Origin of the sequence: Tenacibaculum sp. SZ-18, from assembly GCF_002813915.1 — a bacterium.
In the GTDB taxonomy this organism is placed as follows: Bacteria; Bacteroidota; Bacteroidia; order Flavobacteriales; family Flavobacteriaceae; genus Polaribacter.
In genome coordinates this window covers 783,783-802,109 of sequence record NZ_CP019335.1, presented here as the reverse complement: position 1 = coordinate 802,109, position 18,327 = coordinate 783,783, and the positions used below count along the sequence as shown (strand labels likewise).

General features: G+C 30.1%; 14 protein-coding genes. 2 read left to right on the top strand and 12 right to left on the bottom strand.

What is annotated here, in order from left to right; translation table 11 throughout:
* Positions 1-158 precede the first annotated feature (158 nt).
* The 5 genes from BTO06_RS03610 to BTO06_RS03585 form a co-directional block, all read right to left on the bottom strand.
* Positions 159-773, bottom strand: coding sequence for a hypothetical protein (locus tag BTO06_RS03610; protein WP_100924000.1), 615 nt, complete (start codon positions 771-773; stop codon positions 159-161).
* 399 nt (positions 774-1,172) lie between these two features.
* Positions 1,173-2,543 carry an RHS repeat domain-containing protein gene (locus tag BTO06_RS03600; protein ID WP_100923998.1) on the bottom strand — a complete coding sequence of 457 codons (1,371 nt, stop codon included), beginning with the start codon at positions 2,541-2,543 and terminating at the stop codon, positions 1,173-1,175.
* An 892-nt stretch (positions 2,544-3,435) separates the two neighbouring features.
* Complete coding sequence (locus BTO06_RS03595; RefSeq protein WP_100923997.1) at positions 3,436-4,323, bottom strand: tyrosine-type recombinase/integrase; 888 nt, start codon at positions 4,321-4,323, stop codon at positions 3,436-3,438.
* Entirely contained in the window at positions 4,320-5,246 is a 927-nt protein-coding gene (locus BTO06_RS03590; protein WP_100923996.1) for a tyrosine-type recombinase/integrase, read from the bottom strand. Before BTO06_RS03590 ends, BTO06_RS03595 begins: the two co-directional genes overlap by 4 nt.
* An 88-nt stretch (positions 5,247-5,334) precedes the next feature.
* Positions 5,335-6,861, bottom strand: coding sequence for a hypothetical protein (locus BTO06_RS03585; protein ID WP_100923995.1), 1,527 nt, complete (start codon positions 6,859-6,861; stop codon positions 5,335-5,337).
* Between the two features lie 143 nt (positions 6,862-7,004).
* On the opposite strand from BTO06_RS03585, the gene BTO06_RS03580 reads away from it, so the two are divergent.
* Positions 7,005-7,340, top strand: coding sequence for a helix-turn-helix domain-containing protein (locus BTO06_RS03580; protein WP_198517101.1), 336 nt, complete (start codon positions 7,005-7,007; stop codon positions 7,338-7,340).
* Positions 7,341-7,806: 466 nt separating this feature from the next.
* Here BTO06_RS03580 and BTO06_RS03570 read toward each other — a convergent pair whose 3' ends face one another.
* The 4 genes from BTO06_RS03570 to BTO06_RS03555 all read right to left on the bottom strand — a co-directional run bounded on the left by BTO06_RS03570 (position 7,807) and on the right by BTO06_RS03555 (position 13,360).
* Entirely contained in the window at positions 7,807-8,988 is a 1,182-nt protein-coding gene (locus tag BTO06_RS03570) for an RHS repeat-associated core domain-containing protein (RefSeq protein WP_100923993.1), read from the bottom strand.
* 946 nt (positions 8,989-9,934) lie between these two features.
* Positions 9,935-10,822 carry a tyrosine-type recombinase/integrase gene (locus BTO06_RS03565; protein WP_100923997.1) on the bottom strand — a complete coding sequence of 296 codons (888 nt, stop codon included), beginning with the start codon at positions 10,820-10,822 and terminating at the stop codon, positions 9,935-9,937.
* Positions 10,819-11,745, bottom strand: a complete 927-nt coding sequence (locus tag BTO06_RS03560) for a tyrosine-type recombinase/integrase (protein WP_100923996.1) — start codon at positions 11,743-11,745, stop codon at positions 10,819-10,821. Before BTO06_RS03560 ends, BTO06_RS03565 begins: the two co-directional genes overlap by 4 nt.
* 88 nt (positions 11,746-11,833) lie before the next feature.
* Complete coding sequence (locus tag BTO06_RS03555; RefSeq protein ID WP_100923995.1) at positions 11,834-13,360, bottom strand: hypothetical protein; 1,527 nt, start codon at positions 13,358-13,360, stop codon at positions 11,834-11,836.
* Between the two features lie 143 nt (positions 13,361-13,503).
* Here BTO06_RS03555 and BTO06_RS03550 point away from each other — a divergent pair, with 143 nt between their 5' ends.
* Positions 13,504-13,839 (top strand): helix-turn-helix domain-containing protein, encoded by a 336-nt coding sequence (locus tag BTO06_RS03550; protein WP_198517101.1) that lies wholly within the window; start codon positions 13,504-13,506, stop codon positions 13,837-13,839.
* A 466-nt stretch (positions 13,840-14,305) separates the two neighbouring features.
* Here the strand turns inward: BTO06_RS03550 and BTO06_RS03540 are convergent, their stop codons facing one another.
* From BTO06_RS03540 to BTO06_RS03530, 3 genes are all read right to left on the bottom strand, one after another.
* A complete protein-coding gene (locus tag BTO06_RS03540) occupies positions 14,306-15,487 on the bottom strand; it encodes an RHS repeat-associated core domain-containing protein (RefSeq protein ID WP_100923993.1) in 1,182 nt (393 codons plus the stop codon).
* A 629-nt stretch (positions 15,488-16,116) separates the two neighbouring features.
* A complete protein-coding gene (locus BTO06_RS03535) occupies positions 16,117-17,946 on the bottom strand; it encodes a DUF885 domain-containing protein (RefSeq protein WP_100923992.1) in 1,830 nt (609 codons plus the stop codon).
* Between the two features lie 72 nt (positions 17,947-18,018).
* On the bottom strand, positions 18,019-18,327 hold the full coding sequence (locus BTO06_RS03530; protein WP_443081486.1) for a DUF3467 domain-containing protein: 309 nt from the start codon (positions 18,325-18,327) through the stop codon (positions 18,019-18,021).

The following is an 18,327-nucleotide window of genomic DNA, read 5'->3' as shown; positions in this document are numbered from 1 at the left end:
GATTACAAATCCGCTCTATCGGGGTTAACAAACATCATTGGACAAAACTCATTCAAAATCTCCTCTAAAAACAAAAAGATGCACCTAAGTACATCTTCTTGCATTATTATTTACTCTATAAAACCTTTTTTTTGTGGTTTTAAAATAGCGTGTTTTGCTTACTCATACTCGCCACCAGTTACAAACTGGCGGGAGCTGGGCTCATTTGATCCATTACTAGTTTCTCTTACATAATTAATTGTTAAATTAGGAACAGATAATTTAACTTTCAACGAGTCATTTGAAATTGAAATAATATTAAAATATTGAAAATCCAATCTATCGTTTTCAATAAAAATTTTATTCTTGAAAGGGCTCATAAGTATGTTTTGACTAATAATTGAATTATCTGTATTTCTAATGAATCTAAAGTCTTCTGTAAACTGAATATTTCTATAATCTAAAAACTTAGAAATTGAATCCTTTGATCGTGTATATTCAAAATTATTTACACCATTAGAATTATAATAAAAGTAAGTTTTATAATTTAATATTTCGTAATCATCAAGAGCTTTCCATTTACCTATTAAATCAACATCAAACTTAGTGCTTTTTATTCTATTAAAACTAACTATCTCAGAAGAATCATCAACAAAGTTAATATTTAGGAAGTGAAAATTATTCTTATCCAAGTTAAAAGGAATAACAATTGAATATCCTTCATAAGCATGAAATAAATCAAAAAAACGACCTTTATATTCATATTTAAAACTCTCTAAATAATCTTTATTCATTTCAGTTTCATATGAACTATACAAATTGTTAATACTCTCATAATAAAAAAAACGATTAACACTATTGTTGATTTAATAAACCAATTTTCATTTAAAGAAAAATCAAAATTATTGTGAAAATTAATTTTTTTCAAATAAGAGTATTTACCATTCTCTAAAAAATTAACAATAAGGATAGAATCATTAGTGGAATCAATAATACTATACTCTTTTGAAAGTAATCTATTCTTTTTAATTATTGATGTTGAATCTATCAAGTTATATATTATGAAATGATTTCTTTTAAAACTGTAAATTTTAGAAGATTCATTTTCAATATAAAAGCCTTCTTCAACATTTTTTTTACAAGAAAAAATACTTAACGCAATAATTAAAATTAATAAAGTGTTAAATTTCATACTATTTTAAAGTTTTTTTAAAATTTTCTTTAATCTTTTTCATAACATTCCAAAATTTTATTCTTAACTCATTAGTTTTAAAAGAAAACCTATTAATTGTAGGTATATCCGCTTTAGTAAATTTAATTCCCCATGGATTTGAATTAGTAATAGTATCTTGACCCGTTTCCCAAACATTTTGACCAGTAGGATCACCATTTTCATCTCTAGCCATGCTGAAACCGTCTAGGTACCCTGTGCCAAAACCATAAAAAACCATAATATCACCTCTTAAAGCATAATCAACCTTTAATAAACCATTATTTTCATCAAGTTCAACTGAACCATAGAAAGATGACCAAGGTTTCTTTCCTATCATTTTATCTATATCGGCAAAATTACGTTTTGTATCCTTGTATTGAGAGTATATCTGTTTATAATTATTAATATTTATTTTCCCTTTATATTTTTCGTCAATAGCTTCATTCCACATTTTATCTCTTAGAATAGAATTATATCTATCGACTATAGCTTTAAAGATATCTTGCACATCTCTGGCTGATAAAAATGTAGATGTTCCATCTTCATAATCAATTCTTGAACGACCTCCATCCTCTGTACTATTAAATTGTTTATTAACAATATCAGAAGTATTTACATTTGATCCCTTATACTCTCTACCTTCATCAATAGCTACCTGTCTATTAAAATATTCTTCAACTGTTTCACTATCTGCACCAGAAGGATCAGCCCAAAACACAGGGTTGTTATCAAAAGCGCTATAGGTAGAAAAATTGTGATGCGTTACAGGGTCAATACCAGTCCATCTAGCAATAGTAGCATCATATTGACGCATATCCATTTCGTGTAAGTTTAATCCTAAACTTTCTTCTAATTCCTTTCCGTTTAAACTAAACTTCTCCGCAATTGAATTCCCAATACCAGAATAATCATTATTATACCCTTCATGTTGTAGACCAAAAGGATAGTAATTCTTTTCTTCAATGATTTCTGTACTTGCAGTAATTACACCATCACCATTTACATCAGTATATGATAAACGAATATTTCCTAAATGATCCTTGTATTGGTAAACGTACTCAAATGATGAGATTGCCGCGCTACCGCTCGCAATAGCAGGTTGTGTGTAACCTTCTGCGTGGTTGAAGAATTGTAAAGCTCCGTTCTCATAGATATAATTACCTGCGTAATCGGTAGTAATAGGGACATTATTATTATCTACTGAATATACTTTTTTAGATAATTTACTTCCTGCAGCATCATAAACATACTCTATATATCCTTCCGCATCGTAATCTATAGTAACTCTAGTTGGTAGGTTTAAGTGATTGTATTCAATACTAGTGATACCTCTATTAGCATCGGATATCATATTCCCATTGTAGTCTTACTTTACACATTTTTTTTAACAACGGTCGCATTTTTCTAATACTCAACAACAAATTTTTATATAAATGAACGTTCTATCTTCATTAATCTTTCCTTTTGTAAAAATAAAAAATTACGTTAGATATTCCCAAGCTATTGTAACATAATGTGCTGTTATACTAACATTCATTTGGATTTCTGTACTATAACGCCACTATGTTAAATAGCCGGCTTCAGCCAGCGCACTTGGTAAGTTTCTGCATTACTTCGTAAAATGTTGGATTCTAAAAGCAAGTCATTTTAAATCATAACTTAAATCCACAGCTTCAGCAACCTCTTTTAAGTTATGATGTAAAACGTTTTAAAAACTTGGTGTTTTGCTTGGATGATGCGGCGGATAATTCCAAGGTTTTAAAATGACTTGTTTTTCATTCAGATTTGTAAAAAGTTATGGTGCCTACAGCCAAGCTGCGTGCAACGCAAAACCAAGGCGAAGCTACAGCGAGCGCCGAACTTGACAGACAAATAATAGCAAGCAACGCATTGCGATTTGTGTGCCACAAGGTTTTTAAAATCCAATTTCTAATCAATATTAAATTCCTTTAAAAACCGCAGTAGAGTGAGGCAAAAGCGGCGAGCCTTAATGAAGCAACGGTTATTTTTTTGTGGCGATATTTTTGATTAAAAATAGTGACACTAAAAAAGAAGAGTAGTTGCGAGTGAACGGAACAGAAGTGATGGCAAAAATATTTTTACTGGAACTGGAGTTTACGGAAGATTACAGTAATAAATGTTTTTAATAGTTGGCGTGAAGAGAACACCTTATAACCGTTTTTACTAGAGTGTAAACGGAAGTAAAAAACATTAAACCCTGAGCAAAAGCGAAGAACACTTGGTTAATTAATCGGATGATACGTATTTACAATATCGTGTAGCTTCTCTAAATTATCTTGTACATATTTTTCTGTAGAACTAATATATCTATGTCCTGCTAAGTATTGTACTTTTCGTAAATTATAATGTTGTAACCAATTGATTATAATACTACTTCTTAGTTGTGAGTAACTAGTAACTTTATTATTATATCTTTTTAACTTTTTTATAATTCTTCCTGTGATAGCATTTATTTGATGACTACTTCCATAAATTAATTGTTCATTATTACTTGTTTGTATTCGATTGGTTAAATAATTTCTTGTTGTATTTATATACTCTAATATTGTCAACATTTGTAAAGGTTGTAGTTTGTGAGTTCTTGGATTGCTTCTTCTTGTTCTTGGGATTTCTATAATACCTTTTTGTAATTGTAAATGATATTCCTGTAAACTATAAATTTCTATTGCTGTTAATCCTTGAAACAACATTAAACCTAATACTACTTTATCTCTTAATTTGGTAGCTTTAAAAAATGTATCGTGATGATCTATATTGTAACTATAATATAAATCTTCTAATTCTTCTTCTGTTAGTGTTTCTTTTATAACTTTAATATACTTTCCTCTTATAACTATATTTTCTGCTGGATTGTACATTGTGTGTTTTTCCTCGATAAGATAATCGTAATACAGTTTTACTGCACGTAATTCATTATTGATTGACGCTCTTTGATATTGCTTCTTTTCCTGTAAATATTTCACATATTGTAACAACTCATTGTACTGTATTTCTACACTATGTTTACCATACCATTCTAACCAATCTGTGTATCTTTTTACTCTTAATAAATGTACTGTTATTGTTGATTTACTATACTTGTTATCTTCTAAATACTTTCTAAAATTCATATACTAATTTCTTTTAATAAATGTGTGTACACTTGAGTAGATTCTAAAGAACCATGACCTAAGAACTGACTAACAGATTCTATAGCTGCACCTTGTTCTAATAAATGAGTAGCGATACTGTGACGTAATTTATGCGGTGTGATTTTCTTTTCCTGTAATTCTTTATTATTAGTTGCTTTTAATATTGCTCTTAAACGAAGTTTAAAGCTTTGTCCTCCCATTCTACCTCCTTGCTGATTGATAAATAAAGCTTCATGAGCTTTTGAGTTATAGAACTGTGGACGAGATTCGTAAATGTACTGTTCTAAAATATCCAGGTTATACAAATTTAATGGTACATAACGCTCTTTATAATTTTTACCTTTTCTTACTAAGATTCGTTCTTTATCAAAAAGCACATCATTTAAGTTTAATTGTACTGCTTCATTCCTTCTTAATCCACAACTATACAACACCACTAACATTGCTTTATCTCGCAAACATATATGTTCTACTCTACTGCTATATGCCGTTGCTTTAAAAAGTTCTTTTATTTCGGATTGCGTAACAATATCTGTACTACATAACTTTTCTGTTTTTTCAAAACGTAAGTGTATTGATAGTCCTTTACTTTGATGTTTCTTTAAATACTCATTAAGTTGTTTTAATGCTCCAATATGACTATTTAAACTTGCTTTACTTAATGCTCCTCCATAACTCTCATTAGGTCTTTGTTTTAAGTAGCTATAATAATTTGTAATATCTTCTCTTCTTATGCTTCTTATATCATTAATACTTTTACTTTCTAACCAATAAAAAAATTCTTGTAAGTAAATAGGTGAGTGATAAATTGTACTAGTGCTGTAACCTAAGATAGATAACCATTCTTTAAAACTTTGTAATACTACCTTATAGCTATGATTTGTTAACTTTAATTTTTTCATGCCTTTTATCCTTTTTTAGATTCCTAAACGAAGTGATATAATTATTTGATTATTATATTTTTAAGTTCGCTATTAAGTAGTGGCGAACCTATGGCGAAGTAGCGAGGTTGATGTGACTAACACAGTTTTGTAATACGGTACTTATTTGCTCTTTTAGATTTGTATATTCTTGTAAATCAGTAATTTCATAATGATACATTTGCCCTTTTTTACCTTTTACTTTTCTAATATATCCTTCGTCTAATAATTGTTTATGATATCTTCTTAGTGTCGTTTCTTTTACTCTTAGATTTCTTCTAATTTCTGTACTTGTATACGTAGTTTGGTTTTCGATATATAAATACCTTTTTAACTTCTCTAAGTAATTTCTACAAGCTCCCGTTATAGTATCAGATTTTCGTAATAATACTTCTGTAATTATCTCGTTTGCTTCTTCTATATCTTCTATTGTAGTTTCGATATATTCTTCTCCTGTTTCTTTATTGTATAGCTTCTCTCTTTGATATTGTTTATAAAATGTAATTGCTTCTATAAATTGTAAGTAGTGAGAGTTGGTACGTCTCGGTTTAAAAACTGATTTCGGAAGTGTTAAGTGTTCTGCAAAAGGATTGATAACTTTAATTGGTTTTAGTACTCTCTGCACGTCTTTTAGTAACTCAGCAGCTTTGTGTTGCTCTTCTTCATTTAACTTTCCTGCACTTACTAATCTTTGATATTCCATAATTCTATTATCCTGTTCTTCACTTTCATCGATGTAGAGTAAAAAACTACGATTGCTATTATCTTCATAAATAGATTCCTGTGTAGTACAGCCTGCAACACTAACAGGACCTTCAACCGTTAAATGGATTGTTTTGGTAGTTCCTTTACTATCCTTGTGTACAACCGTTTTAGTAATTCTCTTTTTAGATTGTAATTCTCTTAATGGATATAACACCGATTCTGCTCCGTCTAAATCTTCGATTAAAATCAACTTGTATTGTAATTCGGTACGATTGAAGTAATAAAATGCATTTGCTGAGAGAACAGTAATTTCTACTTTATCTTCTTCGGGTATCAATTCCGCAACCTTACTTTGTAAATGAGTTTTTCCGACTCCACTACTTCCTAAACTTATACAGTGTAACGGATTGTTTGTTTTTCTGCTCGTAAAAATGAGATACATCAGTAAGCGATTATTGATTTCACCAATAACTCCACTCTTACCAATGTACTCATTTGTTCTACTTAGCAACTTTCCCTTTTTTAAAAAATCGATAGCAGTTTTCTCTTCTGTAGCATTTAGGGTTTTATATTTTGACTTTCCTTCTTCTGCTTGTTTATCTAATAATATGAAGCGGTAATTCTCTAACTCTTTCGTTAATTCTTGTAGTGTTTTACGAACAATATTGATTCCTATTTCTAACTGTTCTGCTATTCTTCGTACAAACTTTTCTAACTGTGTATCATTGTATAAATCAATATTATGACGGATAATATTTTGTGATTTTACTTTTTGTACCGATACCGTTACTCGTAAACTCTCTAACTTATTAATCTTTAAACCTCCTAAAACATGGATTTCTAAGTGTTTTGTTTCGTAACTGTAGTTATTTGGATTGGAAGTATTAAACATTGTTAAAAATATTTTATTGGTCTTATTAGACGCAAATGTAGATTTTATTTCCAATTTTCGCAAGTCTTTTAAGTTTTAATTACGTCTATTAATTACATATATTTGTGCTTTTACAGTATTATTGTACGCAAAACAGGCTTATAGTGGATAAAATAGCAGTAATTATAGCTAACCTTAGAAAAGAAAAAAGTTGGTCGCAAACAGATTTAGCGAACGAGAGTAAAGTTTCTCGTGAGATGATTAGTAAGTATGAAAGAGGGATTGCAATTCCGTCTGTAGATGCTGCTAAAAAAATTGCTGATGCTTTTGGTGTATCGCTTGATTACTTAGTTGGCGAAGGTATAAATGCTTCTTTCGATAAAAAAACATTACAACGTTTACAAGCTATTGAAGAGATGTCTAGTGAGTTTAAAACTCACTTATTTTCTATTATTGATTCTGTTATTAGAGATTACAAAACACAACAAGCTTATAAATAAAAATCACAAAACACAAGCTATCCTAAAGTAATTTGTTCCATTAATATTAAAGACAAAATGAAAATAAAAAACCTCAAAGAGTTTATACCATTAATTATCATCATAGCAACAATATTATACTCTGTAATAAAAGTATTAACATCAAATGTTATTTTTACCTTACCTCACTATTTGGGCTTTTTTTTAATCTTAATTTCATTAGTAAGCTTATTTTTTAGTAGAAAAGTTTATGAATATATTATGGGAGGTATATTGATTCTTGGAACTCTTGGATTAATTGCTTTTACCCCCTCTATTCTAAGTATTAACATTCTTGGAATAAAATTCCAGCCCTATTCTTTAATTTTACTATTCATCTTTTTATTAATATTAAAAGATAAATATGATATCAGTAGCAATAATTAGTCTATTAAAAATCAATAAAGACCTTTATATAAAGGTCTTTATTGATTAAATTATTAAATAACTATTCATTTTCTAAAACGGTATGAGATATACCAAGTGTAAAACCTAAAGTAGTTTTTTTATCAACCTTAACACTCGCTTCTACACCACCTTTTACATTAACACTGCCATTAGAAGAGCTTTTAGTAGACGCAAATAAACCCGCTTTATTATCTCCCGCGCTTACAACTAAGCTTACTTTTCCAGTTACGGAAGTTTCTCCTGTTTCTAAATTTGTTGAAACTTTAACATCACCCGTAGCTTTCGCTGGTCCTTTTAACTTTACTTCTTCTTTGACCACTTTGGTACTAACTGTTTTAGTTGAAGACTTATCTACTTTTACCATAGGGGTGTTTGTAACAATTATTGTACCATCAGAACTAGGTCTCATACCATTCATAAAAAAGTCCTCTAAATTAGGTGAAACAGTGGTTGTTTCAACATTAGTAATAGTAACTGGTGTCTCTTTACTACCTGTTTCTTCTGTAGTTGTAACTGTAAAACTAGCAAAAAATTTATCCACATACGAACCTATAGAAGCCAAAAGTCCTTGACCTTCTTTACTCATTTGAAGGTATTGCTGCTGTTCCCAAGTAAGGGATTGCTGCTGTTCCCAAGTAAGGTTCTCTAAACCTTCTAATTCAATTCCAGAACCTAATTTGTTTTCTTGAAAAGCGTATACAGAATTATAAGTATATTTTTCCGCCAATGGATCTATTTGCCAAAACCTTCCAATTGCTGGGTCAGAAACCCTATATCTCCATTCATGAGTGTTTAAATCTAAATCCTCTGTAAATTCTTGACCTTGATATTGCTTTAAATTATTCTTAACACCTATAATATTGGTGTTATATCCTCGATGCTCTAAACCAAAAGGATAATAATTCTGCTCTCGTAAGATTTCAGTACTTGGAGTAATTACACCATCTTTATTGACATCTGAATACGTAATTCTAGTATTTCTCCATATGTCTCTATATTGATACACATAATCAAATCCACTTGAACTACTATATCTTACATAACCTTCAGGTTGACTAAGCTGTTTAAATGTATTGTTTTCATAAACAAAACTTCCTGCATAATCTGTAGTTGTAATTGCTCCGTTATTATTTGTTGTCTTTCTAAGCTTTACACCAGTAGCATCATAAGTATAATTAATCTTTTTAGTATTCGAGTTATTAAACTTAATCTCTGTTGGCATATTCAAGTGATTATATAAAACACTTGTTATCTGCTTATTAGCATCGGATATCATATTACCATTGTAGTCTTACTTTACACATTTTTTTTAACAACGGTCGCATTTTTCTAATACTCAACAACAAATTTTTATATAAATGAACGTTCTATCTTCATTAATCTTTCCTTTTGTAAAAATAAAAAATTACGTTAGATATTCCCAAGCTATTGTAACATAATGTGCTGTTATACTAACATTCATTTGGATTTCTGTACTATAACGCCACTATGTTAAATAGCCGGCTTCAGCCAGCGCACTTGGTAAGTTTCTGCATTACTTCGTAAAATGTTGGATTCTAAAAGCAAGTCATTTTAAATCATAACTTAAATCCACAGCTTCAGCAACCTCTTTTAAGTTATGATGTAAAACGTTTTAAAAACTTGGTGTTTTGCTTGGATGATGCGGCGGATAATTCCAAGGTTTTAAAATGACTTGTTTTTCATTCAGATTTGTAAAAAGTTATGGTGCCTACAGCCAAGCTGCGTGCAACGCAAAACCAAGGCGAAGCTACAGCGAGCGCCGAACTTGACAGACAAATAATAGCAAGCAACGCATTGCGATTTGTGTGCCACAAGGTTTTTAAAATCCAATTTCTAATCAATATTAAATTCCTTTAAAAACCGCAGTAGAGTGAGGCAAAAGCGGCGAGCCTTAATGAAGCAACGGTTATTTTTTTGTGGCGATATTTTTGATTAAAAATAGTGACACTAAAAAAGAAGAGTAGTTGCGAGTGAACGGAACAGAAGTGATGGCAAAAATATTTTTACTGGAACTGGAGTTTACGGAAGATTACAGTAATAAATGTTTTTAATAGTTGGCGTGAAGAGAACACCTTATAACCGTTTTTACTAGAGTGTAAACGGAAGTAAAAAACATTAAACCCTGAGCAAAAGCGAAGAACACTTGGTTAATTAATCGGATGATACGTATTTACAATATCGTGTAGCTTCTCTAAATTATCTTGTACATATTTTTCTGTAGAACTAATATATCTATGTCCTGCTAAGTATTGTACTTTTCGTAAATTATAATGTTGTAACCAATTGATTATAATACTACTTCTTAGTTGTGAGTAACTAGTAACTTTATTATTATATCTTTTTAACTTTTTTATAATTCTTCCTGTGATAGCATTTATTTGATGACTACTTCCATAAATTAATTGTTCATTATTACTTGTTTGTATTCGATTGGTTAAATAATTTCTTGTTGTATTTATATACTCTAATATTGTCAACATTTGTAAAGGTTGTAGTTTGTGAGTTCTTGGATTGCTTCTTCTTGTTCTTGGGATTTCTATAATACCTTTTTGTAATTGTAAATGATATTCCTGTAAACTATAAATTTCTATTGCTGTTAATCCTTGAAACAACATTAAACCTAATACTACTTTATCTCTTAATTTGGTAGCTTTAAAAAATGTATCGTGATGATCTATATTGTAACTATAATATAAATCTTCTAATTCTTCTTCTGTTAGTGTTTCTTTTATAACTTTAATATACTTTCCTCTTATAACTATATTTTCTGCTGGATTGTACATTGTGTGTTTTTCCTCGATAAGATAATCGTAATACAGTTTTACTGCACGTAATTCATTATTGATTGACGCTCTTTGATATTGCTTCTTTTCCTGTAAATATTTCACATATTGTAACAACTCATTGTACTGTATTTCTACACTATGTTTACCATACCATTCTAACCAATCTGTGTATCTTTTTACTCTTAATAAATGTACTGTTATTGTTGATTTACTATACTTGTTATCTTCTAAATACTTTCTAAAATTCATATACTAATTTCTTTTAATAAATGTGTGTACACTTGAGTAGATTCTAAAGAACCATGACCTAAGAACTGACTAACAGATTCTATAGCTGCACCTTGTTCTAATAAATGAGTAGCGATACTGTGACGTAATTTATGCGGTGTGATTTTCTTTTCCTGTAATTCTTTATTATTAGTTGCTTTTAATATTGCTCTTAAACGAAGTTTAAAGCTTTGTCCTCCCATTCTACCTCCTTGCTGATTGATAAATAAAGCTTCATGAGCTTTTGAGTTATAGAACTGTGGACGAGATTCGTAAATGTACTGTTCTAAAATATCCAGGTTATACAAATTTAATGGTACATAACGCTCTTTATAATTTTTACCTTTTCTTACTAAGATTCGTTCTTTATCAAAAAGCACATCATTTAAGTTTAATTGTACTGCTTCATTCCTTCTTAATCCACAACTATACAACACCACTAACATTGCTTTATCTCGCAAACATATATGTTCTACTCTACTGCTATATGCCGTTGCTTTAAAAAGTTCTTTTATTTCGGATTGCGTAACAATATCTGTACTACATAACTTTTCTGTTTTTTCAAAACGTAAGTGTATTGATAGTCCTTTACTTTGATGTTTCTTTAAATACTCATTAAGTTGTTTTAATGCTCCAATATGACTATTTAAACTTGCTTTACTTAATGCTCCTCCATAACTCTCATTAGGTCTTTGTTTTAAGTAGCTATAATAATTTGTAATATCTTCTCTTCTTATGCTTCTTATATCATTAATACTTTTACTTTCTAACCAATAAAAAAATTCTTGTAAGTAAATAGGTGAGTGATAAATTGTACTAGTGCTGTAACCTAAGATAGATAACCATTCTTTAAAACTTTGTAATACTACCTTATAGCTATGATTTGTTAACTTTAATTTTTTCATGCCTTTTATCCTTTTTTAGATTCCTAAACGAAGTGATATAATTATTTGATTATTATATTTTTAAGTTCGCTATTAAGTAGTGGCGAACCTATGGCGAAGTAGCGAGGTTGATGTGACTAACACAGTTTTGTAATACGGTACTTATTTGCTCTTTTAGATTTGTATATTCTTGTAAATCAGTAATTTCATAATGATACATTTGCCCTTTTTTACCTTTTACTTTTCTAATATATCCTTCGTCTAATAATTGTTTATGATATCTTCTTAGTGTCGTTTCTTTTACTCTTAGATTTCTTCTAATTTCTGTACTTGTATACGTAGTTTGGTTTTCGATATATAAATACCTTTTTAACTTCTCTAAGTAATTTCTACAAGCTCCCGTTATAGTATCAGATTTTCGTAATAATACTTCTGTAATTATCTCGTTTGCTTCTTCTATATCTTCTATTGTAGTTTCGATATATTCTTCTCCTGTTTCTTTATTGTATAGCTTCTCTCTTTGATATTGTTTATAAAATGTAATTGCTTCTATAAATTGTAAGTAGTGAGAGTTGGTACGTCTCGGTTTAAAAACTGATTTCGGAAGTGTTAAGTGTTCTGCAAAAGGATTGATAACTTTAATTGGTTTTAGTACTCTCTGCACGTCTTTTAGTAACTCAGCAGCTTTGTGTTGCTCTTCTTCATTTAACTTTCCTGCACTTACTAATCTTTGATATTCCATAATTCTATTATCCTGTTCTTCACTTTCATCGATGTAGAGTAAAAAACTACGATTGCTATTATCTTCATAAATAGATTCCTGTGTAGTACAGCCTGCAACACTAACAGGACCTTCAACCGTTAAATGGATTGTTTTGGTAGTTCCTTTACTATCCTTGTGTACAACCGTTTTAGTAATTCTCTTTTTAGATTGTAATTCTCTTAATGGATATAACACCGATTCTGCTCCGTCTAAATCTTCGATTAAAATCAACTTGTATTGTAATTCGGTACGATTGAAGTAATAAAATGCATTTGCTGAGAGAACAGTAATTTCTACTTTATCTTCTTCGGGTATCAATTCCGCAACCTTACTTTGTAAATGAGTTTTTCCGACTCCACTACTTCCTAAACTTATACAGTGTAACGGATTGTTTGTTTTTCTGCTCGTAAAAATGAGATACATCAGTAAGCGATTATTGATTTCACCAATAACTCCACTCTTACCAATGTACTCATTTGTTCTACTTAGCAACTTTCCCTTTTTTAAAAAATCGATAGCAGTTTTCTCTTCTGTAGCATTTAGGGTTTTATATTTTGACTTTCCTTCTTCTGCTTGTTTATCTAATAATATGAAGCGGTAATTCTCTAACTCTTTCGTTAATTCTTGTAGTGTTTTACGAACAATATTGATTCCTATTTCTAACTGTTCTGCTATTCTTCGTACAAACTTTTCTAACTGTGTATCATTGTATAAATCAATATTATGACGGATAATATTTTGTGATTTTACTTTTTGTACCGATACCGTTACTCGTAAACTCTCTAACTTATTAATCTTTAAACCTCCTAAAACATGGATTTCTAAGTGTTTTGTTTCGTAACTGTAGTTATTTGGATTGGAAGTATTAAACATTGTTAAAAATATTTTATTGGTCTTATTAGACGCAAATGTAGATTTTATTTCCAATTTTCGCAAGTCTTTTAAGTTTTAATTACGTCTATTAATTACATATATTTGTGCTTTTACAGTATTATTGTACGCAAAACAGGCTTATAGTGGATAAAATAGCAGTAATTATAGCTAACCTTAGAAAAGAAAAAAGTTGGTCGCAAACAGATTTAGCGAACGAGAGTAAAGTTTCTCGTGAGATGATTAGTAAGTATGAAAGAGGGATTGCAATTCCGTCTGTAGATGCTGCTAAAAAAATTGCTGATGCTTTTGGTGTATCGCTTGATTACTTAGTTGGCGAAGGTATAAATGCTTCTTTCGATAAAAAAACATTACAACGTTTACAAGCTATTGAAGAGATGTCTAGTGAGTTTAAAACTCACTTATTTTCTATTATTGATTCTGTTATTAGAGATTACAAAACACAACAAGCTTATAAATAAAAATCACAAAACACAAGCTATCCTAAAGTAATTTGTTCCATTAATATTAAAGACAAAATGAAAATAAAAAACCTCAAAGAGTTTATACCATTAATTATCATCATAGCAACAATATTATACTCTGTAATAAAAGTATTAACATCAAATGTTATTTTTACCTTACCTCACTATTTGGGCTTTTTTTTAATCTTAATTTCATTAGTAAGCTTATTTTTTAGTAGAAAAGTTTATGAATATATTATGGGAGGTATATTGATTCTTGGAACTCTTGGATTAATTGCTTTTACCCCCTCTATTCTAAGTATTAACATTCTTGGAATAAAATTCCAGCCCTATTCTTTAATTTTACTATTCATCTTTTTATTAATATTAAAAGATAAATATGATATCAGTAGCAATAATTAGTCTATTAAAAATCAATAAAGACCTTTATATAAAGGTCTTTATTGATTAAATTATTAAATAACTATTCATTTTCTAAAACGGTATGAGATATACCAAGTGTAAAACCTAAAGTAGTTTTTTTATCAACCTTAACACTCGCTTCTACACCACCTTTTACATTAACACTGCCATTAGAAGAGCTTTTAGTAGACGCAAATAAACCCGCTTTATTATCTCCCGCGCTTACAACTAAGCTTACTTTTCCAGTTACGGAAGTTTCTCCTGTTTCTAAATTTGTTGAAACTTTAACATCACCCGTAGCTTTCGCTGGTCCTTTTAACTTTACTTCTTCTTTGACCACTTTGGTACTAACTGTTTTAGTTGAAGACTTATCTACTTTTACCATAGGGGTGTTTGTAACAATTATTGTACCATCAGAACTAGGTCTCATACCATTCATAAAAAAGTCCTCTAAATTAGGTGAAACAGTGGTTGTTTCAACATTAGTAATAGTAACTGGTGTCTCTTTACTACCTGTTTCTTCTGTAGTTGTAACTGTAAAACTAGCAAAAAATTTATCCACATACGAACCTATAGAAGCCAAAAGTCCTTGACCTTCTTTACTCATTTGAAGGTATTGCTGCTGTTCCCAAGTAAGGGATTGCTGCTGTTCCCAAGTAAGGTTCTCTAAACCTTCTAATTCAATTCCAGAACCTAATTTGTTTTCTTGAAAAGCGTATACAGAATTATAAGTATATTTTTCCGCCAATGGATCTATTTGCCAAAACCTTCCAATTGCTGGGTCAGAAACCCTATATCTCCATTCATGAGTGTTTAAATCTAAATCCTCTGTAAATTCTTGACCTTGATATTGCTTTAAATTATTCTTAACACCTATAATATTGGTGTTATATCCTCGATGCTCTAAACCAAAAGGATAATAATTCTGCTCTCGTAAGATTTCAGTACTTGGAGTAATTACACCATCTTTATTGACATCTGAATACGTAATTCTAGTATTTCTCCATATGTCTCTATATTGATACACATAATCAAATCCACTTGAACTACTATATCTTACATAACCTTCAGGTTGACTAAGCTGTTTAAATGTATTGTTTTCATAAACAAAACTTCCTGCATAATCTGTAGTTGTAATTGCTCCGTTATTATTTGTTGTCTTTCTAAGCTTTACACCAGTAGCATCATAAGTATAATTAATCTTTTTAGTATTCGAGTTATTAAACTTAATCTCTGTTGGCATATTCAAGTGATTATATAAAACACTTGTTATCTGCTTATTAGCATCGGATATCATATTACCATTATCATCATAAGTTATTGATTCATTAGCGTTAAAAAAATACTTTAGAAATTAACTTAAATTCGGAAATAAAAAGTATGAGACCCAATGTAATCCCGAAAACGTTCAAAGCATCATAACCATATAACAATCCTATATTACCAATGAAATGAGAAAGAAAATTTCTATCTATCAATAGAAAATATTGTTCATTTAAATTAATCTTATAACTATGATCGTTAAAAGAAGATCTATAATTTTTAAACCTATAATAGATTAAATATATAAATAAAGGATATACCAATAATTTCATAATTTTAATTTTATGATCAATTTAAACCTTTGTATCAATCTAACCTTCAAACCAGCTGTTATGATTAATAATTCTTCTAATTATTTTACCGGATGACACCTCAAAAGCAAAATATTTATAAACTATGCGACTTAAAGTCCTAACATACAATCCTAGAAAGGAACTTGCCATAAAAAAAATCAAAACTACCTAATATAAAGCTAAAATCATTAGTCGTTTCAGTATAATTCTTATTTACATTAAAGGGATTGCGCTCTAATCATCAATTTAGCGGTTTCTAACTCATAGAAGCAATATACTCATCAACTAAATTCTCTAGTATATCCAATGGTAAAGGCCCATTTGTTAAAACAACATCATGAAATTTTCTAATATCAAACTTTTCACCTAAGACTTTTTTAGCCTTTTCTCGTAGTTCAATAATTTTAATCATTCCAATTTTGTAAGCTGTTGCTTGACCTGGCATCACAATATGGCGCTCAACCATTTTAATAGCGTCGGCTTCGGCATTTGGTGTGTTGTCGGTGTAGTATTTAATTCCTTCTTCTCTTGTCCATTTATTAGCGTGAATTCCAGTATCTACAACTAAACGACATGCTCTCCACAATTCCATTGCTAATCTTCCAAAATCAGAATATGGATCAGAATAGAACCCCATTTCTTTAGGAATAAACTCTGAGTATAATCCCCAACCTTCAACATATGCTGTATAACGACCAAATTTTCTAAACATCGGTATATCCTTTAATTCTTGAGCAATTGCAATTTGCATATGATGCCCAGGAATTCCTTCATGATATGCTAATGCTTCCATTTGATAAGAAGGCATACTAGCCATGTCATACATATTTGCATAATAAGTTCCTGGTCTGGATCCGTCTATAGCAGGTTGTTGGTAAAACGCTTTTCCTGCAGACTTTTCTCTAAACGCTTCTACAGCTTTTACCTGTAAATCAGCTTTGGGTTTGGTGATAAACAATTCATCTAAACGACCCTTCATTGTATTAATAATCTCAGCGGCTTTATCCATATATTCCTTTCTACCTTCTTCAGTTGCCCCAAAATAGAATTGCTTATCAGTTTTCATAAATTGAAAAAACTCTTGTAGAGAACCTTTAAAATCAACTTTATTCATGATTTCTTTCATGTCACCATGAATTCTTTCAACTTCAGCTAAACCTATCTTATGTATTTCTTCTGCAGTTAAATTAGTAGTTGTTGTTCTTTGTAACGCATTATTATAAAACGCTTCACCATTTGCAAATTTCCAAGCACCATCATCAGTTGAAGCAACTTTTTCTTGTTCCTCTAAGGTGTTAATTAAAGTTGTATAACCTGCTAAAACATGATTTTTTAAAGCTTTTTTAGCAGAGTCAATTAATTGATTTTTCCCGTCTTCACTAATTTCTAATTTTGATATTTTCGATTTAAAATCATTTAGCAACGTACTTTTTTTGTTTGATGTATCAAATGGTTGACCTTTAATCAAATTTCTAGAATCCTCTAAAACTTTTGCAAAAACGAACTTAGGAATCATAATTCCAGCTTTTTGTCTTTTCTTTAGATTTTCTGATAATTCCTCAAACATGGGTTTGATTCCTTTCAATCTACTGATATAATTTTCAGCATCCTTCTTATCAGAAATTTGATGCATGTTAATTAAAAATGCAGGAATTTCAGCCTGAGCTCCATGCATTTGATTTACAGGGTAAGTGTACAATCTGTATGTATCATCAGCAATTGTGTTCTCTAAGTTTTGTTTGAACAAATCGTAACTTAGCTTTGTACTCTTATCTAAAGCTTGGATATTGACTGAATCATTAATCCAATTTAGCGCCTCTTTCGTTAAAGCTAGTTCTTTATCCAAAAAAGCATCAGACAAATCGTCCCATTTATCGGCATCTTTTTTAATTCCTAAATATGTTTGATACATAGGCTTCGAGTCTAATGACTGTTGAAATTGCTTTTCAAAAAAGGCATTTACTTTCGCCGATTCCCTTTGAATTTCCTCGGCACTCAGTAGTACATCTTTCTGATCAGTTTTACAAGCTGTATTCATTAATAACAATGATAAAGCAACCTGCTTAATTATGTTTGTAAATTTCATTATTGATTTATATTTGGTTGATAAAAATAGATAAATAAAAAACCGAAACAAATTTGTTTCGGTTTGTAATTTTTAAGCTTCACCTGTTGTGCCGCCAAAATTCATTGGAATTGGTGGTTGGTCGTAATCTTTAATTTCTCCATGCACTTGCTCAAATTTTCTAACATTATCGGCTAAAGCTTTTGTTAAACGTTTCGCATGTTGTGGCGTTAAAATAATTCTTGATTTTACTTTAGCCTTAGGTACACCAGGCATTATATTAATAAAATCAACTATAAACTCCGAAACAGAGTGATTGATAATTGCTAAATTAGAATATGTTCCTTCTGCAACATCTTGATCTAATTCAATATTTATTTGTGGGTCTTTATTTTCTTCCAT